This is a genomic window from Brachybacterium sp. 107 (assembly GCF_052379725.1).
Classification (GTDB): domain Bacteria; phylum Actinomycetota; class Actinomycetes; order Actinomycetales; family Dermabacteraceae; genus Brachybacterium.
The window spans coordinates 1-20,849 of the sequence record NZ_JBQSYW010000003.1 but is presented as its reverse complement, the minus strand read 5'-3'; the positions used below and the strand labels follow the sequence as shown (position 1 = coordinate 20,849).

Below are 20,849 nucleotides of genomic sequence, written 5' to 3'. Positions count from 1 at the left end.
TGCCTGCTCTCAGCCGCCGTACGGCCCCTGCGGCGGCGGAGTGCCCCCACCGCCCTCGTGCGGCGCGGCGCTGCCCGGGGACATGCCTGCATCGGTCGGGGCTGTGGCGCCCGGGGCTGCGGGGCCCGGGCTTGCCTGACCCTCGGCTCCGGGAACCGGGCCTGCCTGATCCGCGACCGCGGGACCCGAGCCTGCCTGACCCTCACTGCTCCCTCCCGCGGACCCGCCGAACAGCGCCTTCAGCTTCGCGCGGTTCAGGAAGGCCACGATGCCCACGGCGAGGAGCAGGCCGAGGAACGCGAGGACGGCGAGGATGCCGACGATGGCGCCGATCCCCAGGCCCGTGCGCTCCGCCGCGAAGGTGAGGATCACGCCGTGCGTTCCCTCGACCGTGATGGTCTCCTCCCCGAGGGTCGCGCCGCCCTGCTCGTCCTCGGTCACGGCGGTGGGACGGAGACCGTCCCCGCGGATCGTCCAGGTCGCTTCAGTGCCCGCCTTGTCCCAGAGCTTCTCGTTCAGCCCCATGGCCAGCGACACGGAGTACTTCCCCCCATCACGTTCACGCACGGTCACCTCCGGGCCCCGTCCAGGCCCTCGAAGCCGAGCTTCTGCAGGGCACCGGAGAACTCCTCGGAGGAATCCGCCTCGGCGGTCCGGGTGTACGTGACGACGCCCTCGGATTCCGAACGCTCGGTGCCCTTGCCCAGGAAAGCCACCACGTTCTCCTCGGTCACCACGGCATCATCCGAGGCGGGCAGCGAGAGGTCCATCGTGACGGTCCCGCCGCCGTCACGATTGACCGTGACGTCGTAGACGGCCTTGCTGAAGGTGATGTTCTTGGTGATGACCTGCGCCTCGGTGCCGCCGTCGAGCGCGATCTCCTCGGTGGCGTCCGGGTCGTCGACTTCGCCGCCGGAGAATCCGGCCGGGACCAGCAGAGCCTGTTCCAGAGAGCCCATCTCCCCGCAGGCCACGGTGCATTCGATGGTGTCGACCACGCGGGTCTCGATGGCGAACGGGTCCTCGGAGCTCGGCTCGGTCTCGACCGACAGCACGCTCCCGGTGGTGGCGAGGGCGGTGTCGGTCCAGGTGCCGACCTGCTCCGCGGTGCCCTGCGGGAAGGCGATCACCCACGTCGTGCCGGTCTCGCCGGCCGGCGTGAGCTCCCCGCCGTCGGGCGTCGCCGCCGCGAAGAAGTCGTCGAACTGGTCCTTCGCATCGAGATATGTGGCGCGCGACAGCTCATAGGTGAGAGTGCGCGTGTAGGCATCCGCCGCGGGATCCTCAGCCCCGGCGGTCACCACCTTCACGCCGTCGAAGCCGACGGCTGCGGCGTTGGTCCACACCGCGGCGGATCCGTCGCCGGCGTACGAGTCCCGCTCGAGCTCGGACCCGTCGGCCGTGACCTTGACCGTGCCCGGATCGAGGGCGCTGTCGATGTCGCTCTCGCTCGCGTCGGCGATCTTGCCGTCGTCGACGAGCGCCTTCACGGCCCAGCGCGTGAGGTCGTTGGCGGTGAAGTTGCGGGTGAGGGTGTATCCGGAGCTGAAGGGCGGGCTCGGCGGCGTGAAGGTGACCTCGGCAGTCTTCGTGAGCTCGCCGGCGGCCAGGATCGGCTGAGCCTTCGCCGCGTAGTCCTTCGCGTCCTTGAAGGAGAGCGTGAGGGTGAAGACGGTGTCCGTGCCGTTCTTCGTCATGCCCTGGTAATCGAGGCCCGGATTATTCGCCTCGATGACCGACTCGATGGTCTTCGCACCGCCGTCGACGTCGTCCATATCGGTCTCGCTGATCACGACCGCGAGGGTCTGGACGCCGGTTCCGTCGGCGGCGATCTCCGTGCTGTCGTCGACCTCCCCACAGGCGGCCAGCAGGAACATTGCGGCGATCCCGGCGAAGAGCAGCAGCAGGAGCCTGGACCGGGAGAGGCCGCGTTCCGCGAGGAAGGGGGACGGGGTGACGGTGGTGTGCATGGCATCCTCCGGGGACGACGGAGGAGCGAGCCACCGCCGAGCGAGATCGGGTGACCTCCAGCCTAGAGAAGTCGACGACACCAGGTGACGGTTGTCCAGAATTACCGGACATCGACCTGATCTCGCCCCGTCCCGCCCCGCCTCATCTCATCTCGCCCCGCCTAGCCCGGCCCCATCTCGCCTCGCCTAGCCCCACCTCATCTGGTCTCGACGCATCCACTGGCGCGTGGTGTGCAGACCGCGCCGTATGCGGGCAGCCTGCTCACCAGACGCCACTCGATGCCTCCGCTCGCCCCGCAAGCTCCCCCGGCACCCGGCCCCCGCCCCCCGGGCCAGCCTCACCCTCGCTCCCCCGACACCCGGCCCCGGCCCCGGCCCCGGGTCAGCCTCGCCCCCGACCTCGGGTCCCGAGCGCCACGAGCGCCACGAGCTCAGCGGCCCGGGGACTCCTCTGCCCGGCGCTGCAGGAAAGCGGCGATCGCGCGCAGTTCGACCTCGTCCACGGCGTGCCCGAGGTGCGGCCTGCGCTCTTCCTCCATCCGCGTGTGCTCACGCATGAAGGCGCGCACCGCCTCCTCCCGCTCGGGGTCGAAGTGCGGGTCCATGCCGCCGTGCCCCCACAGCGCGGGAGGCGCGATCTCGGCCAGGGCCGCATCGCCCGGCATCGGCGCGGGGAACGGGAACCCGGAGAGCTGCACGATCCAGTCCAGGGCACGGGGGTCGCGTCGCAGCAGCTGCAGCGCGAGCGCGCCGCCCTGGGAGAAGCCGATGACGCCGGCCACGCGGACGCCCTGGGCCGACTGGCCGGCGATCCAGGCCTCGACGGCGGCGGCTGACGCCTGCAGCGACTCCGGGCGGGCCGGATCCACGGGCATCTCGAACCAGGCGTAGCCCTGCACGTAGCGGTAGATGCCGCGCAGGGAGACGTACGTGAAGTCCGCCGGCAGGAAGGGCACGAGACCGGTGAGGTCCTCCTCGTGGCTGCCCAGGCCGTGGAGCAGGATCACGACGGGCTTGCCGTCGGGCGCGGAGCCCTTCGGGTCCGCCCGCACCACGGCGTCCTCATCGATCGCCGAGGAGATCAGCTCGACCGGCGCGTACTGGGATGCATTCGTCATGCCTCGAGCGTAGCCGTCGCACGCGGGACGGGCGCGTGGGGAATCCGGGCAGGAAAGGACCCGCAGGCTGCGCATCTGCGCTGGTCGGATGGACGATGTCCGACCACCTGCGGGTCCCGGCAGCTCGGTGGGATTTCGCTGCACGTCCGTCGATCTGATGATCCGCCGATGGCGGGTCAGGTCGATGGTCGCCTCAGCGGCGAGCCACCTCACTTGTCCGATAAGAAATCACTTCTCGGATCACCTCCCTTCTGTGTCCGACCACCGTACGACTGCCCGCACGGACAGGCAACGGAATATTCGAATGCGACCTTGGAGTCGTTCTCACCTGCATGAACAGCTCCCAAGGTCGCACTCGGTGAGCGCGCAGGGATGCGAGCAGATTCCTGGGGCCGGCGCCCCACCAGCGACGCAGGGAGAGCTGCGCAGGGGTGCGAGGCACCCGATCGATCGATTGACATTCGATAGATTTGTGGCGACACTCGAAGCATGCCTTCCCGTAGCACCCGAGACATGCCCACCCGATTCGCCGTCGATGCCCTGCGCGCTCTCCTCGTCGTCGCTCTGCTGGTGGTCGCCGCCCTGCAGCTCGCCGTCCTCCCGTGGCTCTCGGGAGTCGTCGCCGAGGAGATGCCCGACGCGGCCTTCCTGCGGTGGCCGCTCCTGGGCCTGTCGATCCTCGGACTGGCGTGCGTCGACGTCGGCATCCTCTGCACCATCCGTCTCCTGGGATTCACCCGGCGCGGCGACGTGTTCTCGGCCCTGGCTCTGCGCTGGGTGGATGGGATCATCGCCGCGCTTCTCGCGGGAAGCGTGGTGTGCCTGGCCACGGTGACCTACCAGGCCTCGGCCGTCGGCGGCCCGCCGCTCTTCTCGTTGATGCTGCTGATGGGGATCGTGGGCGGGGTCGGCATGGCCCTGCTGATGATCGTCATGCGGTCGCTCCTGGTGCAGGCCACGACGCTGCGTGTCGAGATGGCTGCGGTGATCTGATGGCGATCATCGTCCGTATCGATGTGGAGCTCGCCCGTCGCAAGATGTCCGTCGGCGAGTTCGCCCAGCGCGTCGGGATCTCCCCCGCGAACGTCGCCGTCCTGAAGAACGGACGCGCCAAGGCCGTACGGCTCAGCACTCTCGAGTCGATGTGCGAGGTCCTCCAGTGCCAGCCGGGCGACCTGCTCGAGTGGGTGCCTGGGACGGAGGCAGCTGAGTCGGAGGCAGCTGAGACGGAGCACGGCTGAGACGGAGCACGGCTCAGCCGCAGCGCGTGCCAGGATGGTCGCCGACATCGATGTCGTCCCCGACGAGGAGTGCTGCCGTGCAGTCTGTCCTGACCGATTCCCTGGAGAAGGTGCTCGGGGACGCCGCCCCGCGCCCCGCCGAGCTGATCGGGGGTGCGCACGCCGCCGGGTTCCTCGGCGAGGTCCTGTCCGTGCAGGTCGCGCTGCTGCTCGACGAGCACGACGCCCCTGACACCGCATCCCCGGACCAGTTCGCCCACGCGTCCCGGAGCCTCGACGATGCCTCTGCGGTGGTGCAGGTGCGGATCTCGGGCGACCTCGCCCCGCGCGCCCGTCTCCACGTGGTGCGGCGCGTCCCCGTCGCGACCCCGGCGCCGCAGAACCCCGACGAGCACTACCTGGTCACCGAGCCGGGCGAGTACCCCGACCTCCTGGAGCCGGTGACCGACGGCTCCGTGCGCCTGACACCGGGGACCTGGGAGTCCCTGTGGATCGACGTAGTAGGCGCTGCAGAGGCCGACGCCGGCAGCCATGCGCTCACCGTGACGCTGACCAGCGCCGACGGGGAGCACGTGCTCGCCGAGCACACCGTGCAGCTGAGGATCCATCCGCACTCCCTGCCCGCCCTCGCGATCACCAACACCCACTGGTTCCACGCCGACAGCCTCTCGACCTACTACGACGTCGAGGTGTTCTCGGAGCGGCACTGGGAGCTCATCGAGGCCTTCCTCGCCTCGGCGCGCGAGATGGACGTGAACTCCGTGCTGACTCCCACGTGGACCCCGCCGCTGGACACCGCCGAGGGACATGCGCGCCCGACCGTGCAGCTGGTGGGCATCCGCGACCTCGACGGGCAGTACAGCTTCGACTTCCACCGGCTGGACCGCTGGTTGGGGATCTGTCGCGACCTGGGCTTCACGGGCATCGAGGTCGCCCACCTGTTCACCCAGTGGGGTGCGCGCTTCACCCCAGCCATCGTGGTGGAGACCGTCGGCGGGCTCGAGGACCGCTTCGGATGGCACGTCCCGGCGACCTCCCCCGCCTACCGCCGGCTGCTCGAGGCTCTCGTCCCCGCGCTGCGCGAGCACCTCCGGGAGAACTGGGACGGCGAGGTGCTCTGGCATATCAGCGACGAGCCGGGCCAGGACCACCTCGAGGCGTACCGCGCCGCGAAGGACCAGGTCTCCGACCTGCTCGAGGGCGCCCGGGTGGTCGACGCGCTGAGCTCCTTCGACTTCGCCGCGCAGGGTGTGGTCGCGACCCCGATCGTGGCCACCGACCACGTCGGGCCGTTCCTCGAGGCCGGCTGGGCACCCTGGGTGTACTACTGCGTCTCCCAGAACCGCGATGTCGCCAACCGGTTCATCGCCCTGCCCTCGGTGCGCAACCGGGTGCTGGGCAGGCAGCTGTTCGCCTTCGACGCCCCGGGCTTCCTGCACTGGGGATACAACTTCTGGTGGTCCCAGTTCGCTCTCGAGCCGATCGACCCGTTCCAGGAGACCTGCGCCGGTGGCCCCTTCTTCGGCGGCGACGCCTTCGCCGTCTACCCGGGCCCCGACGGGACTCCCTGGCTGTCGATCGGGCATCGCGTGTTCGCGCAGGCCATGGCCGACCATCGGGCGCTGACCTGGCTCGCCGAGCTCACCGACCGGCCGAGTGCGAAGGCGCTGATCGACGAGGGCGGCACGCTGACCTACTCGTCGTTCTCCTACGACGTGAGCGCCCATTTGCGCTCCCGGCACGCGGCCGACGAGAGGATCCTGGCGGCCCTGGCCGCGGGCTGAAGCGGCCGCGGGCTGAAGCGGCTGTGAGCTGAGTCGGCCGTGAGCTGAGTCGGCCGCGGGCGGGGTGAGCGGCGAGCGCGGACCCCGCCCGCTCAGACCTCCGGGTCGGCGAGGTCGCGGTCCGTCCCGGCGGCATCCCCGGCGGAACCGGCGATCTGGTCGAGCTCCGCGTCCTCCGCATCGCTCTCCATGCGGTCCTCGTCGCGGTTGCCCTGCTCCGCGGCGACCGTGTCGTCGGCCCCGCGCTCGCGGTCCGCGTCGAAGCCGAAACCGTCCGCGTTGCGGGAGTCCGCGCCCTCGGCGGCCACCCGGTCGGTCTCCAGGGCGTCGTCGATGCTCACGTCCCCGGGCCCGTCCTCGACCGGGCGCTCGTACTCGTCCTCGCTGGTCTCTGCCAGCTTCTCCACCTCGGGATCCTGCATCGGGTCGGCCTGCTCGGCGTCGGCTGCGAGGTTCTCGGGGTCAAGGGGCTCGGGGTCAAGGCGCTCGGGGTCAAGGGGTTCGGTCATGGCATTCCTCCTGTGGTCACGTGGTCTCGCGTTGATCAGGACTGGCGCAGGGCGTCGATGATCGCCGCCCCGAAGGCGTCGAGGTCCCCAGGGTTCCGTGAGGTGATCAGGCGGAATCCCGTGGAGTCGTCGAGCACGACCTCCTGGTCGCTCCACTGCGCCCCGGCGTTGACGAGGTCGGTGCGGATGGTGTCGACGGAGGTGAGCTCGCGACCGTCGGCGAGGCCGGCCTCGATGAGCACCCAGGGGGCGTGGCAGATGGCGGCGACGGGCTTGCCGCTCTCGGCGAACGCCGTCACGAGCGAGCGGACCGTCTCGTCGGTGCGCAGGGCGTCCGCGTTCAGGGTGCCGCCGGGCAGCACGACGGCGTCGAAGTCGCCCGCCTGCACGGCGTCGTAGGTGGTGTCCACGGGCACCTCGGGGCCGAGGTCGTGGTCCACCACGAGGGTCTGCACTGTTCCCGCCTCCGTCGCCGCGACGGTGACCGTCGCGCCGGCGTCGCGCAGCGTGGCGAGGGGGCGCTGGATCTCGTCGGTCTCCGTGCCGAAGTTGCTGGTCAGCACAAGGACCGCACGGCCTTCAAGAGTATTGGTCATGAGCGTCACCTTCCGTCGAGAGGGACGGCGGCGGAGTCCGGCGTGCGGTGACGTCGACCTCCGGACCGCCTGTGCTCCCGACCGTAGCACCGTGCTCTCCACGGGTTCCACCGGTCGCTCCCGGAACTCTTCCGTGGCTCTCCCGTGGATCTCTCGCAGCTCTCCCGCCCTGCTCAGAGCCTGCTCTGCACGCCTCGAGGCCGCCATGGCGGAACCATGACGGCCTCGAGACCGCTGCGATGCGGGGAAGCGGGCAGCGAAGGGAGTGGATCAGTCCTGCGGGCGCGGGAGCACCGCAGGTCCGGCCGACGGAGCCGGCCCGGAGGCATCCGGGCCGGCAGCCGTCGCCGGGCCGGTCGAGCCGGTCGCCGTGCCCGAGGCTGCAGGCTTGTGGGCCTGCGCCTTCTCCAGCTTGGCGAGCTGACGGGCCGCGGCGTCGCGCCCGCCGAGACCGAAGGCCAGCATCGCGGCGGCGGCGGCACCGATCACGAGAGCGCCGAAGGCCATCTCGATGATCGAGTCGGCCACGCCCATGGACTTCAGGCCCATGGCCACGAACAGGACGATCACGGCCCACTTCACGATGGTGCCGGCAGTGCCGCGCAGCACCTTGCCGACGATCATCGCGATGAAGAAGCCGGCGGCGATGATGGCTCCGCCGAACAGCACGTTGCCGCCCAGCTCGAGGATCTGGCTGAGGATCGCGGTGATCTGCGGGAAGCCCAGGGCCTGGGCGCCCATCACGGCGAAGAACAGCACCACGGCGATCTCGACCACGCGCAGCACGGTCGGGGTGGCGGAGGAGCCCTCCGGGAGGATGTCCTGCTTGGTGAGCCAGGCATCGATGCCGGAGCTCTCGAGGATCGGGCGGAACAGCCCGGAGACGAAGCGGCCGATGAGCACACCGATGCCCACCAGGACCACGGCGGCGATGATGTTCGGGATCGCGGTGAACACCGAGGTGAGCATCGCGGAGGCGGGGTCGGAGATCGACGCGATGCCCAGGATCTGCAGCGCCGCGATGGACACCACGATCATGATCAGGGCGAACACGACCGAAGCGAGGATCTCGGGCACCTTCGACGCCGGAGCGGCGGGGCGACCCTGCGGGGCCTGTCCCGGATGCCCGGACTGCTGACCGGGCTGACCCGGATGGCCGGCCTGGCCCTGAGGTGCGGTCTGGGTCTGTGCACCCTGCGGGGCCTGGGCGGCCGCAGCCGGACGAGCGGCGGAGGTCACGCCGCCGGTGGCCTTGTCGAAGCCGGACTGGGCGGTGCCCAGGAGCTTCCCGAAGTCCACCGCGTTCAGCGCGGTCACGATCAGGGCCTTCACGATCTTCGCGATCGTCAGACCGATGATGAAGACGAAGACGGCGCCGATGATGTTCGGGATGAACCCGAGGCCCTGCTCGAGCATCCCGATGACGGGCGTGAGCACCTGCGAGAGCTGGAAGATCCCCAGGATGAGGATCAGACCGAGCAGCCAGATGACCATCGAGGCGATCGTGCCGAGCGAATTGCCGAGAGCAGCTCCGTCGACGCCGGGCCGCCGGAGTGCCGGGACCTTCTGCGTCAGGCTTGCGACGCCTTTCTTGACCAGCATGGCCAAGATCGCGGTGATGATGATGATGACGACGGCAGCGAGGACTTTCAGTCCCAACCCCGCCCAGTCGACGTTCGATAGGGAATCCACGGGAACCTCCGGAGCTCGAGGGGAAGATGGTCACCGATCACGTCCGACGGCCCTGAGGTAAACCGGTCGGTCATCGGCCAAGGAACATTCACGATTCCTTCATGAAGAGCATGGTTTATGACCTACGTCACGTCCAGAACTGCAGGTGAGAGCGGAATACCGATTCCTGTTCGAGTGTCGTTTTTGTCCGAGATCTGATGATTCACCGTCCTTCGGCCTCACGCCCCGCAGCCTCGCTGTCCCGGGGCCTCGCTGTCCCGCAGCCTCACGTCCCGCAGAACGTCAGGAAGTCCTCGCCGCCGTCTCCGGGCCCTTCGAGGTGCGCATGCTCGGCGCGACGCTCGAACGGCTCGCGCACGGCGTCCAAGAGCGTGAGCACCGGGTCGAGGTCCCCCAGGTGAGCGGCTCGGAGGGCGGCGTCCAGGTGCACGTTGCGCGGGATGTGCACGGGGTTCGCGCGCGTCATCCCCGCCCGGGCTTCGTCCGCCGCAGGCCCGGCACCCCGCAGCTCGAGCAGCCTCTCGTGCCATGCCCGGAACGGCGTCGGATCGGCGAAGAGGGCCGAGGGGTCCCCGTCGCTCAGGGCGCGGAAGTAGCCCGTGTGGTCCACCTGCTGCTCCTCGAGGAGCGCGAGGATCTCGGCGCCCATCGAGCGGACGGCATCCAGCCGGCCTCCCCCGTCGGCCGTCGGGATCCCGAGCTTCGCCGCCATCCCCCGGGCGTACGCGTCGAGATACGTCGGCTCGAAGCGCTCGAGCACCGCCGTCGCCTGCTCCACGGCGACATCCGGGTCCTCGTCGATCAGCCGCACCAGGGTCTCGGCGAACCGGGACAGGTTCCACAGCGCGATGCCCGGCTGGTTGCCGTAGGCGTAGCGGCCCCCGCGGTCGATCGAGCTGAACACGGCGCCGTGGCGATGCCGGTCCAGGAAGGCGCAGGGCCCGTAGTCGATGCCCTCGCCGGAGATGGTCATGTTGTCGGTGTTCATCACGCCGTGCACGAAGCCCACGAGCATCCACTGCGCGAGCAGCGTCGCCTGCTCCTGCACGACCGCCTCGAGCAGGGACAGGGACGGATTCGCCGCAGCGCGCGCCGCCGGGTGGTGACGCTCGATCGCGTACTCCACGAGGCGCTCGAGGACCTCGGTGCCGAGGTGCCACGCGGCGTATTCGAAGGTGCCCACGCGCAGATGGCTCGCCGCCGCGCGCACCAGGATCGCGCCCGGCTCCGGGGTGACGCCCTGGCGCGGGGCGATCTGCTCCCCGGTGCCGAGCACGGCGAGGGCGCGGGTGGTGGGCACGCCGAGCGCGTGGAGGGATTCGCCGACGACGGCCTCCCGCAGCATCGGCCCCAGCGGCGCCTTGCCGTCGCCGGCGCGGGCGAAGGGCGTGGCCCCGGCCCCCTTGAGGTGCAGGTCATGACGACTGCCGGCGGGCCCGCGCAGATCGCCGAGCAGCACGGCGCGGCCGTCCCCGAGCTGCGGATTGGGATTCCCGAACTGGTGGCCGGCATAGACCTGCGCCGTGGTGAAGGGATGCTCCGGGGCATGCGCGAGGGACGGTCGCGGGCACCCCTGCTCATCCACCTGTCCCGTGAGCAGGGCGATCCCATCGGGGGTGCGCAGCTGCTCCGGGTCAAGGCCGAGCTCACCGGCGAGCTCCTCGTTCAGCCAGAGCAGCTCGGGACGCGGCGGAGCGTCCGCCTGCCAGGGGATCGAGAGCTCCGGCAGAGCGGCGGCATAGGTCTGGGACAGGACCTGATCGTCCATGGCAATCGCCTCCTTCCCGCCACGCTACCGCCGCCAGGGGAAAGCCCTCTCTTGACACCGGGCGGCCTCAGAACGAAGACTGGTCCCCGATAATGTGCAACCGGGTTGCAAAACAGGGCCCGGGGCCCGGCGTCGCAACGCCGACCACGGGACGACGAGAGCGAGGGAGCTCGATGAGCGGGATCGAAGGAAGCTCGTCAGTCGTGCGTCAGGCCAACGCCCGCGACTGCGTGCTCGCCCTCCGCGACGCCGCAGGGCCCCTGAGCGTCGCCGAGCTCGCCGCTCGCACCATGCTCTCGCGCCCCACCGTGGACAGCGTGCTGCAGGATCTCACGGCGAACGGCACCACCGTGCTCGCGACCACGGCCGCCGCCCGCGCCGGGCAGCCCGGACGCCCCGCACGGCGCTTCGCCCTCGACCCCTCGGCCCGCTCCGTCGCCGCCATCGATCTCGGCGAGCGCTCCGCGACCTGCGCGGTCACCGACGCCGCCGGGGTGGAGATCGCCCGCGCCACGGTGCCGATGGAGGGCGGGGAACCCGTCCAGGCGATCGAGCACGCACTGCGCGAGACCGGTACCGCCCCGGCGGCGATCGGGGTCGCCGTGCCCGGCATCGTCGGGGCCGACGGTCGCGTCGCCCGGAGCCTCGCCCTGCCCGGTCTCGTCGGCCGGGATCTCACCCGTGAGCTCGAGAACCTCCTCGAGGCCGACGTCGTGGTCGAGAACGACATCAAGCTCGCCGCCCTCGCGGAGCGGCATCTGGGGCCCCCCGCCGAGTCGATCGCCTATGTGCAGATCGGTCACCGCATCTCGGTGGCGCTGATCGTGGGCGGCACCATCCTGCAGGGCAGCCACCGGCTGGCCGGGGAGCTCGGCAGCCAGCGCGGCATGCGCTGGACGAGCACGTCCCGGCGCGGGCGCCTGACCTGGTCGACCGGGGACGAGGCCCGCCCGCTGCTCGAGCGGGCGGCGGCCGGAGAGCCCGCCGCCCAGGAGGAGATCGTCGCCTTCTGCGAGGAGATCGCGCCCCGGATCGCGACCGTGCTGCTGACCGTCGACCCCGAGCTGGTCGTCGTGGGCGGCGGCCTGTCCCGGGAGGGCGAGGCCCTGCTGGGTCCGCTGCGCCGGAGCCTGCATCACCTGCTCATGACTCCCGAACGGCCCGAGGTGGTCGCCGCGCGCCTGACCACCGACGGCTCCCTCACCGGGGCGCTGGGCCGAGCGTTCGAGCACGGCTCCTCCCGCATCGCCGGCGTGCCCGGCGTGCCGGCGCCGTGGAGCGCCTTCGCGCCGGCCCACGTGTCCTCGTCCTCGCCCTCGAGCGAGGAGCCCGTCGCGACCCTCTCCTGAGAGCGCCCCCACCTGCACCGGCCCGTCCAGCCCCCACGACATCCACACCGCCACCGCCACCGCCACCGATTCCACCCCCAGCACCCTCTCGCGAAGGAACACACCATGACCACCGGCATCAGCCTCGGCTTCAGCTCCTACAGCTTCCACTCCAAGCTCTCCACGGGCGAGATGACCCTGCCCGAGGTGATCGAGTGGGTGGCCGCGAGCGAGGGCGAGCACCTCGAGCTCGCCTCCCTCGGCGACGACGCCGACTCGGCGATCCCCACCATCAACTCCGATCCCGCCTACGTCGAGGAGATCCGCGCCGTCTCCCAGAAGGCCGGCGTGCCGCTGTCCACCCTCGCAATCGGCGCGAACCTCTTCACCGACGATGCCGAGGAGCTCGCCTCCCAGGTGGCCCGCATCAAGAAGTACGTGGACCTGGCCGAGACGCTCGGGATCCGCCAGATGCGCCACGACGTGGTGGGCCATCCCGGCCTCGAGGGCGATGACACCCCGGAGTTCGAGAAGGCGCTGCCCTCGATCGTCGCCGCCAGCAAGGAGGTCGCCCAGTACGCCGCGACCAAGGGCATCACCACGAGCCTGGAGAACCACGGCTTCTTCGTGCAGGCCGCCGATCGCGTGCGTCGGATCATCCACGCGGTGGACGAGCCGAACTTCCGCACCACCCTGGACGTGGGCAACTTCGTCTGCGTCGACGAGGCCCCGGAGGTCTCCGTCGCCCAGAACCTGCCGTACGCGATGGTCGTCCACTTCAAGGACTTCTACATCCGTCCGGCCGACGCCGCCCCCGGCGACGGCTGGTTCCGCAGCCGCGGCGGCAAGCACCTGCGCGGTGCGGTCGTCGGCAACGGCGATATCGACCTGCCGGCCGTGGCCCGCGCCATCAAGGCCTCCGGCTACAGCGGCTACGCCTCCATCGAGTTCGAGGGCTGGGAGGACTGCCTGCTGGGCTGCGAACGCGGCATCGCCAACGCCCGCCGTCTGCTCGAGAACGCCTGACCCCCACGTCACACCTTTCACCGCACCACCTTTCCACCCCTAAGGACCCCCTGATCATGACGAAGTTCCGAGTCGGCGTCATCGGCGCCGGCAGCATCGCCCAGTCCCACCTCACCGCATACTCCGAGAACGCCGACGTCGAGCTGATCGCCGTCGCGGACATGAACCTCGAGCGCGCGCAGTCCGTGGCCGACAAGTTCGGCGCCAAGCGCGCCTACGCGGATCCCCACGAGCTGCTCGCGGACGACGAGATCGACGGCGTGAGCATCTGCACCTGGAACAACTCCCACGCGAGCTGGGCCATCGCCGCGATCGAGGCCGGCAAGCACGTGCTGGTCGAGAAGCCGATCGCCCGCACCGTCGCCGAGGCCGAGGAGATCCAGCGGACCGCCGAGAAGCACGACCGCGTGGTGCAGGTCGGCTTCGTGCGGCGCCACTCCCCCAACTGCCAGGTGCTGAAGTCCTTCATCGACGCGGATGAGCTGGGCGAGATCTACTACGCCAAGGCCAGCTGCATGCGCCGGGTGGGCAACCCCGGCGGCTGGTTCGCGGACAAGGAGATCTCCGGCGGCGGTCCGCTGCTGGACATCGGCATCCACGTGCTGGACCTGTGCTGGTACCTGATGGGCTCCCCCAAGGTGGTCTCCGTCAGCGGCAACACCTACGACAAGCTGGGCAGCCGCGGGAACGTCACCACGATGCCGCGCTACAAGGCGGCGGACTACGACCCCAGCAAGAACACCGTCGAGGACCTCGCCAACGCCGTGATCCGCTTCGAGAACGGCGCCTCGCTGCTGCTGGACTGCTCGTACTCGCTGCACGCCACGAAGGACTCGATCGACGTGTCCGTCTACGGGGAGAAGGGCGGCGCGGAGCTCGAGCCGGCGCTGCACATCGCCACCGAGATGCACGACTCCGTGGTGAACATCGAGCCGCAGATCGCCTCGCGCACCTTCGAGTTCGGCGTCGGCTTCGCCAACGAGATCCAGAACTTCGTGGACGCGGGCCTGGGACGCGCCGAGTCGGTCGCCCCGGCCTGGCACGGTGTCGAGATCGTGCGCATCCTCGAGGCGATCTATGCCTCCGCCGAGTCCGGCCAGGAGATCTCGCTGGTCTGACAGCCGAGGTCCGGCCGATCCGGTCGCCCAGTCGATCCAGTCGATCCAGTCGATCCGGTCGATCCAGTCGATCCAGTCGATCCAGTCGATCCAGTCGATCCAGTCGATCCAGTCGATCCAGTCGATCCAGTCGATCCCGTCGATCCGGTCGCCCAGCCGATCCAGCCGACGACGGCCCCCACGAGCCGGGGAATGTGGAGTTACATGGGTCCATGACTCAGAATCTCCCGTTCCCCGGCTCGTCCTCGTCCGCCTCCCCGCACGGCACGTCCGGCCATGCCGAGCATTCCGGCCATGACCACGACGACGCGCAGGTGCCGCGCCTGGACGCCGCCGCCATCCCTCACTCCATCCGTCACGCCGCAGTCCTCGGGGCGCTGGACTCGATCCGGCCGGGTTTCTCGATGGATCTCGTGGCACCCCACGACCCCAAGCCGCTGCTCGCCCAGGCCCAGGCACGCTATGACGCCGGTGTCGACATCGACTACCTGGTCAGCGGGCCCGACGAATGGGTGCTGCGGCTGACGCGCAAGGGCTGAGCGTCCCCCCCCCGAGAGGCTCCTGTCCGTTCGCGCGCATCGCTCGCCGACATATTGACATCGTGACGCCGGTCACAGAGTCTGGAGGGGGTGGCCGCGCCCCGGTGGAACCGGGCACGGACAGGCCGCCCATCAGGCAAGGAGGCCTCCCATGACCAGCAATCGCGCCATCGCCTATCAGGGACCCGGCAAGGTCGATGTGGTCGACATCGACTACCCGACGTATGAACTGAAGGACGGTCCGGGGGTGAACCCGGACAACGTCGGCCGAAAGCTCCCCCACGCCGCGATCCTCAAGGTCGTCACCACGAACATCTGCGGCTCCGACCAGCACATGGTGCGCGGTCGCACCACGGCCCCGGAGGGTCTGGTGCTGGGACATGAGATCACCGGCGAGGTGATCGAGACCGGACCCGGCGTCGAATTCATCCAGAAGGGCGACCTGGTCTCGGTGCCCTTCAACATCTCCTGCGGCCGCTGCTCCCTGTGCAAGAAGGGCCGCACCGAGATCTGCTTGAACGTGAACCCCGACCGGCCCGGCAGTGCCTACGGCTACGTGGACATGGGCGGCTGGGTGGGCGGACAGGCCGAGTACGTGCTGGTGCCCTACGCGGACTGGAACCTGCTGAAGTTCCCGGACGCGGACCAGGCGATGGAGAAGATCCTCGACCTGACGATGCTCTCGGACATCCTCCCCACCGGCTTCCACGGCGCGGTCACCGCCGGGGTCGGCCCGGGCTCCTCGGTGTACATCGCCGGTGCTGGCCCCGTCGGCACTGCCGCCGCGATCGGCGCGCAGCTGCTCGGCGCCTCGGTCGTGATCGTGGCGGACATGAATGCGGACCGCCTGGCCAACGCCGCGAAGCACGGCTGCGAGACCATCGATGTCTCCCAGGAGGATCCCCGCGAGGGGATCACCCGGATCCTGGGCCGCGAGGAGGTCGACGCCGGGGTGGACGCCGTCGGCTTCGAGGCCCGCGGCCACGGCAAGGATGCCGGCGAGGCGCCGGCGACCGTGCTGAACACGCTGATGGACGTCACCCGGGCGGGCGGCGCCCTCGGCATCCCCGGCCTGTACGTCACGGGCGATCCGGGCGGCGTCGACGAGGCTGCCCAGGAGGGATCGCTGTCGCTGCGCCTCGGCCTGGGCTGGGCGAAGTCGCTGTCGTTCACCACCGGCCAGTGCCCCGTGATGCGCTACCACCGTCAACTCATGGAGGCGATCCTGCACGACAAGGTGCAGATCGCGGACGCCGTCAACGCCACCGCCATCTCCCTGGACGACGCCCCGAAGGGCTACGCCCAGTTCGACGCGGGCATCGCCAAGAAGTACGTCATCGATCCTCATGGTGTCACCGGGAAGGTCGAGGCGCTCTGACCGGAACGATCATCGGCACGGTCAGAAGGGCGGCGGGTCGTCCCAACCATCCGAGGGCTTCGGTGGCGGAGCGGGCGGGCAACCTTCCGCCCGCCTCCTGACGCTGCGGCGTTCCTCGGCGCTGCGCTCTGCCGGGGGCGTCCGCTCCTGCTCCTCACGCAGCCGGGCGGCGTCGGCATGGGCACGTTGATGCTGCTCCCAGGCGGTGGCGAGGAGCGTCGCGAGGATCGGGGTCAGGAGATCCCGTTCCTCGCGGGTGCGGGCACGGATCTCCCGGTCGATGTTCCAGGTGGTCCCGATCGGTCTGCGACCGGCGGCGTCCCGTGCGTGATCTTCCGGGTCCTCGGGGGCCCGAACCGGATCGGTGCGCCCGGCGGTCTTCTGCTGATGGTGCAGCCAGCACAGTCGGTGGAGATTCCAGATGCTGGTGGGCCCGCCCCGGTCAGGATGCTCGTGGTCGTATTCGAGGATGTGGTCGTCCTCGGCGGCGAGAACGGTGGGCCTTGCGCAGCCCGGGGCCGCACAGACCGGGTGCCGCAGGCGCAGCTGGAGGCGCATCTGAGCGGTGGGCTGGTAGGTCTCCGCCACGACCGGGAGGTATGCGCCGGTGATCGGGTCGGTGAGGATCCGCTGCCAAGTGCTGTGGCCTGCGGCGAGGTCGCGGGCCTGCTCCGCGGGGATCGGCGTGATCCCGTTCAGCGTGGCGGGTGCGTCCTCAAGCCCCATCAGCGTCATCGCCGGCACGGTGACCAGGATCTTGTACGCCGTGGACGTCTCCTGGACCGGGTCGATGTCGAGCATCGAGTGGGTGAGGATTGCATAGCGCAACGTGGCCAGGGAGAGCGGCCGTCCCCGCTCCCGAATGTTCTCGTCGATATCGAAGGGCAGCGGCCCCTCCAGTTCGTCCTGGAGGGCATGGCGCTGGGCTTTCTGCACGTCCCTCGCGCTGACGTCGAGACGATGCGCGAGCGCCGTGATCTCCGGGATAGGCCCGCTGACCAGGAGCGTCGCGGTGCCACTCTCGGGATCTGTCATGTCGAGCCGCACGTCCCGCACCGGTGACTGCGGCATGGTGAGCGACCCGGCGCTCACCAGGGCGACGAGCAGACGCACATGACGCTCGAACTGGCTGCGGGAGATCGACCGCAGGTCCCAACCCGCCACGTGCGCGTCGACGATCCCGACCTGCTCGTCGCTCAGCCGGCGCATCCGCCGCAGCAGATAGTGGTGGAAGTCCTCGGGCAGATCACCGGCGGCGAGCACGTCGTAGGTCAGCGGCATGAGCTCGACGCTGCGGTGGGCATCGCGGATCTGAGCCTCTGCCTGCGGGATGCTGCAGCGGAGTCCCAGGGCGACCTTCATCGCGGAGATGTCGGCATCATCCAGGCAACCCGACGCATCGGGATCACGGGTGAAGAACTCCGTGAGCAGCAGCATCTGCTCCGCATAGAGCTTCGCGCGCTCACGCATCGAGCCGAAGATCGCCCGGACGCAGACAGCCTGACCCTCGTCCTCCTCCGCCTCGGCGTTCTCGACGATGCGCTCTTCGGTGAGCTCGATGCGGGCGCGCACGGGCCAGGTGGGGATGTCTCCCTGCAGTTCCTCACCCATGACGCCCTCCTCGACTTCCGACGACCCGATCAGAACCGTCCGCAGATTCTCTCGGTGGCTACCCTACGACCGAATACCTTCATTCTATATCGCAGCTCCGACATTTCACGGAATGGGCGCGTGGCGGGGAAGAATTGTGGATAACTACCCTGTGGGGAGGAGAGGTCGACCGCCGGACGACGGTATGAGCAGATGGTCGGGCAGCCAGCGGGACGGCCAGCTAAACAGCCTGCGGAACGGTCAGCAGGGCAGCAGGGCAGCAGGGCAGCCAGCGTGACGGTGAGAGCGCCGAGGCTCGGCGGAGAGGCGGGGTGAAGACAGCGCGTGAGCGCAAAAGCGGAGGCGATGGAGCGGCGCGCTCTAACGAGGCGACGCGAAGGTGGAGCGAGCTCGGCAGGTCCCGCGGTGACGCGATGGGCAGGTGACGCGATGGACCGACGTGCCCCTGGATAGGCATCCATCCAGGTCAGAGGCCTTCACGTCGACGCCTGAGCTCCCCTCACATCGATGTCAGATAGACCTCGGAACAAGACCTCTGAGGGGGAGATCTCCGCGCATCCTTCACGCGGGCGAAGTGGCGTGGAGTTCCCGCCAAGACACGCTCCGGACTCGGCACAGCTCACCCTCGAGCCTCACCGGCCGCACCAGCCCGACCGGTGCCACCGGTCCTACCGGCCTCACCGGTCTCGCCGGTCTCGCCGGTCTCGCCGGTCTCGCCGGTCTCGCCATCGAGACTCGCCATCGAGGCGCAGCAATGAGCCACGTCGACGAAGACTCCATCGACATCGATAACCCGCCGGACCGACTCGAAGATGCCTCATTATGAATGTCAAGCCCCGGGCTGAGAATGTGGATGGAGCATCATTGTGGAGGACAATTCGACGCGGATCCACCGGCCGGGGTGCTGCGCATCTTCCGGTGCGTCCGCCCCGTCTACCCATTTCTCCGTGTCACACCATGTCCATCCGTGCCCCCACATGTCCCTCCGTGTCCCCACGCACCCCTCCATGTCCCTACGTGTCTCCCCCGTGTCCCTTCGTGTCACAACCTGCCCGCCCGTGCTCCGCCCGCAGTCGTCTGTGCCCCGTTCGTGCAGTTGAGTCCCGCATAGTGGTGTAGCGCGGTGGCCTCGTGATCGTCTCGGACGTGGGCGCGGTCACCGTGTGATCCTTCGAGTCAACCTTCCACAGAATCCTCGAACGGAGTCATCACGATGACCGCTCCTCATATTGTCGACCCTTCCGGCCTGCTCGGTGAAGCCCTGGCCGAAGCCTCCCCGGATCTGATGCGCAGCATGCTGCAGACGATCATCAACGAGCTCCTCTCCGCGGACGCTGACTCGGTCGCCGGCGCGGAATACGGCCGGTCCAGCCCGGACCGGACTGCCCAGCGCAACGGCTACCGCCACCGCGACCTCGACACCCGCGTCGGCACGATCGACCTCGCGATCCCCAAGCTCCGCTCCGGGACGTACTTCCCCGAGTGGCTGCTCGAGCGGCGCAAACGCGCCGAATCCGCCCTGATCACGGTCGTCGCCGACTGCTACCTCGCTGGCGTCTCCACCCGCCGCATGGACAAGCTGGTGAAGACCCTCGGCATCAACAGCCTCTCGAAGTCCCAGGTCAGCCGAATGGCCGCGGATCTGGACGAGCATGTGGAGCAGTTCCGCCACCGCCCCCTGGACGCGGCCGGCCCCTTCACGTTCGTCTCCGCCGACGCGCTGACGATGAAGGTCCGCGAGGGTGGGCGCGTGATCAACGCGGTCGTCCTGCTCGCGGTCGGCGTGAACGGGGACGGGCACCGCGAGGTGCTCGGCACGCGAGTCGCGACCTCCGAGACCGGAGCGGCGTGGAGCAGCTTCTTCGCCGACCTCGTCGCCCGGGGCCTGGGCGGAGTCCGCCTGGTCACCTCCGACGCGCATGCCGGGCTGGTGGAGGCGATCGCCGCGCATCTGCCTGGCGCGTCCTGGCAGCGCTGCCGCACCCACTACGCCGCGAACTTGATGAGCATCTGTCCTAAGGGGATGTGGCCCGCCGTGAAAGCGATGCTCCACAGCGTCTATGACCAGCCCGACGCCGCGGCGGTAAACGCCCAGTTCGAACGGCTGCTGGACTACGTGGGCGAGAAGCTTCCCGACGTCGCCGAGCACCTCGACGCCGCCCGGGCTGATGTTCTCGCGTTCACCGGCTTCCCCAAGGACGTCTGGGTCCAGATCTGGTCGAACAACCCCACCGAACGCCTGAACCGGGAGATTCGTCGGCGCACCGACTCGGTCGGGATCTTCCCCACCCGCGACGCGATCGTCCGCCTCGTCGGCGCGGTCCTGGCCGAGCAGACCGACGAATGGGCCGAAGGCCGCCGCTACCTCGGCCTCGACGTCCTGGCCCGCTGCCGTCTGACGATCACCGTCACCGACTCCGTGAACGAGGTGAACACTGATGCCCTGCCCGCACTGACAGCCTGACCCTCCTCATCGAAGGATCGCTACACCACTACCAGGGACTTGACCGTTCGTGCTCCCGCACGTCCGCCCCTGCGCGGGTCGGTCCTCGCGCGCGTCGGCCCTCCCGAGCGCGTAAGGTCGAGGCATGACAGAACGCACCACATACCTCCTGGTGGACGGCGAGAACATCGACGCCACGCTCGGCATCTCCGTGCTCGGCCGTCGGCCGCAGCCTGAGGAGCGTCCGCGCTGGAACAAGCTTCTCCACCACGCCGAGGTCTCGTGGGCACAGCCCGTCAAGGGCCTGTTCTTCCTCGCGGTCGGCGACAGCCTGCCGTCGGGCTTCGTCCAGGCGCTGATCGCGCTGGGCTACAAGACGGTCCCGCTGCGCGGCGAGGGCAAGGTCGTGGACATCGCTATCCAGCGCACGGCCGAGGCGCTGCAGTCGCGCGCGGCGGACGTCATGCTGGTCAGCCACGACAAGGACTTCGTCCCGCAGATGACGGATCTGGCGGCGACGCCGGACCGCCGCACCGCTCTCGTGGGCTTCCGCGAGTTCATGGCCGCGGATCTCCAGGAGATCCCGGGCATCGAGTTCCACGACCTCGAGTACGACGTCGCCGCGTTCACCAGCAAGCTGCCCCGCGTGCGGATCATCGACATCGACGACTTCGATCCGCTCGAGTTCATCTGAGGCACGGTCGGGGGGCGCCTCAGCGTCCCCCCAC

At 69.6% G+C, this 20,849-nt stretch carries 18 protein-coding genes; 10 read left to right on the top strand and 8 right to left on the bottom strand.

The window, feature by feature from the left end:
• Window positions 1-9 precede the first annotated feature (9 nt).
• From ACT3UL_RS04820 to ACT3UL_RS04810, 3 genes are all read right to left on the bottom strand, one after another.
• Window positions 10-567 (bottom strand): hypothetical protein, encoded by a 558-nt coding sequence (locus ACT3UL_RS04820; RefSeq protein ID WP_444576998.1) that lies wholly within the window; start codon window positions 565-567, stop codon window positions 10-12.
• Window positions 568-569: 2 nt separating this feature from the next.
• Entirely contained in the window at window positions 570-1,970 is a 1,401-nt protein-coding gene (locus ACT3UL_RS04815; protein WP_444576997.1) for a hypothetical protein, read from the bottom strand.
• Between the two features lie 431 nt (window positions 1,971-2,401).
• Window positions 2,402-3,088, bottom strand: a complete 687-nt coding sequence (locus tag ACT3UL_RS04810) for an alpha/beta hydrolase (RefSeq protein WP_444576996.1) — start codon at window positions 3,086-3,088, stop codon at window positions 2,402-2,404.
• Between the two features lie 489 nt (window positions 3,089-3,577).
• Here ACT3UL_RS04810 and ACT3UL_RS04805 point away from each other — a divergent pair, with 489 nt between their 5' ends.
• The 3 genes from ACT3UL_RS04805 (at window position 3,578) to ACT3UL_RS04795 (ending at window position 6,113) form a co-directional block, all read left to right on the top strand.
• Window positions 3,578-4,081 carry a DUF2975 domain-containing protein gene (locus ACT3UL_RS04805; RefSeq protein WP_444576995.1) on the top strand — a complete coding sequence of 168 codons (504 nt, stop codon included), beginning with the start codon at window positions 3,578-3,580 and terminating at the stop codon, window positions 4,079-4,081.
• On the top strand, window positions 4,081-4,329 hold the full coding sequence (locus tag ACT3UL_RS04800; protein WP_444576994.1) for a helix-turn-helix domain-containing protein: 249 nt from the start codon (window positions 4,081-4,083) through the stop codon (window positions 4,327-4,329). The genes ACT3UL_RS04805 and ACT3UL_RS04800 overlap by 1 nt, the downstream gene beginning before the upstream one ends.
• A 77-nt stretch (window positions 4,330-4,406) precedes the next feature.
• A complete protein-coding gene (locus ACT3UL_RS04795; protein ID WP_444576993.1) occupies window positions 4,407-6,113 on the top strand; it encodes a DUF4091 domain-containing protein in 1,707 nt (568 codons plus the stop codon).
• A gap of 92 nt (window positions 6,114-6,205) precedes the next feature.
• Here ACT3UL_RS04795 and ACT3UL_RS04790 read toward each other — a convergent pair whose 3' ends face one another.
• From ACT3UL_RS04790 to ACT3UL_RS04775, 4 genes are all read right to left on the bottom strand, one after another.
• On the bottom strand, window positions 6,206-6,622 hold the full coding sequence (locus tag ACT3UL_RS04790; RefSeq protein WP_444576992.1) for a hypothetical protein: 417 nt from the start codon (window positions 6,620-6,622) through the stop codon (window positions 6,206-6,208).
• Window positions 6,623-6,657: 35 nt separating this feature from the next.
• On the bottom strand, window positions 6,658-7,218 hold the full coding sequence (locus ACT3UL_RS04785; protein WP_444576991.1) for a type 1 glutamine amidotransferase domain-containing protein: 561 nt from the start codon (window positions 7,216-7,218) through the stop codon (window positions 6,658-6,660).
• Window positions 7,219-7,488: 270 nt separating this feature from the next.
• Window positions 7,489-8,910, bottom strand: coding sequence for a mechanosensitive ion channel (locus ACT3UL_RS04780; RefSeq protein WP_444576990.1), 1,422 nt, complete (start codon window positions 8,908-8,910; stop codon window positions 7,489-7,491).
• A 265-nt stretch (window positions 8,911-9,175) separates the two neighbouring features.
• The gene (locus tag ACT3UL_RS04775; RefSeq protein ID WP_444576989.1) at window positions 9,176-10,678 is read right to left on the bottom strand and encodes a protein adenylyltransferase SelO; all 1,503 of its coding nucleotides are present in this window, start codon (window positions 10,676-10,678) and stop codon (window positions 9,176-9,178) included.
• A 173-nt stretch (window positions 10,679-10,851) separates the two neighbouring features.
• On the opposite strand from ACT3UL_RS04775, the gene ACT3UL_RS04770 reads away from it, so the two are divergent.
• The 5 genes from ACT3UL_RS04770 to fdhA all read left to right on the top strand — a co-directional run bounded on the left by ACT3UL_RS04770 (window position 10,852) and on the right by fdhA (window position 16,067).
• Window positions 10,852-12,027, top strand: a complete 1,176-nt coding sequence (locus tag ACT3UL_RS04770) for an ROK family protein (protein ID WP_444576988.1) — start codon at window positions 10,852-10,854, stop codon at window positions 12,025-12,027.
• A 105-nt stretch (window positions 12,028-12,132) separates the two neighbouring features.
• Entirely contained in the window at window positions 12,133-13,032 is a 900-nt protein-coding gene (locus tag ACT3UL_RS04765) for a sugar phosphate isomerase/epimerase family protein (protein ID WP_444576987.1), read from the top strand.
• A gap of 56 nt (window positions 13,033-13,088) precedes the next feature.
• Window positions 13,089-14,150: a Gfo/Idh/MocA family protein gene (locus ACT3UL_RS04760; RefSeq protein WP_444576986.1), complete on the top strand. Its 1,062-nt coding sequence runs from the start codon at window positions 13,089-13,091 to the stop codon at window positions 14,148-14,150.
• 212 nt (window positions 14,151-14,362) lie between these two features.
• Complete coding sequence (locus ACT3UL_RS04755; protein WP_444576985.1) at window positions 14,363-14,689, top strand: DUF2249 domain-containing protein; 327 nt, start codon at window positions 14,363-14,365, stop codon at window positions 14,687-14,689.
• Window positions 14,690-14,840: 151 nt separating this feature from the next.
• Window positions 14,841-16,067: a formaldehyde dehydrogenase, glutathione-independent gene (gene fdhA / locus ACT3UL_RS04750; protein ID WP_193117726.1), complete on the top strand. Its 1,227-nt coding sequence runs from the start codon at window positions 14,841-14,843 to the stop codon at window positions 16,065-16,067.
• Window positions 16,068-16,088: 21 nt separating this feature from the next.
• On the opposite strand, the gene ACT3UL_RS04745 is transcribed toward fdhA, so the two are convergent.
• Entirely contained in the window at window positions 16,089-17,678 is a 1,590-nt protein-coding gene (locus ACT3UL_RS04745; protein ID WP_444576984.1) for an HNH endonuclease signature motif containing protein, read from the bottom strand.
• Window positions 17,679-18,891: 1,213 nt separating this feature from the next.
• On the opposite strand from ACT3UL_RS04745, the gene ACT3UL_RS04740 reads away from it, so the two are divergent.
• Both ACT3UL_RS04740 and ACT3UL_RS04735 read left to right on the top strand, forming a co-directional pair.
• Entirely contained in the window at window positions 18,892-20,142 is a 1,251-nt protein-coding gene (locus ACT3UL_RS04740) for an IS256 family transposase (RefSeq protein WP_444576983.1), read from the top strand.
• Between the two features lie 124 nt (window positions 20,143-20,266).
• A complete protein-coding gene (locus ACT3UL_RS04735) occupies window positions 20,267-20,815 on the top strand; it encodes an NYN domain-containing protein (RefSeq protein WP_193117724.1) in 549 nt (182 codons plus the stop codon).
• Window positions 20,816-20,849: the final 34 nt, after the last annotated feature.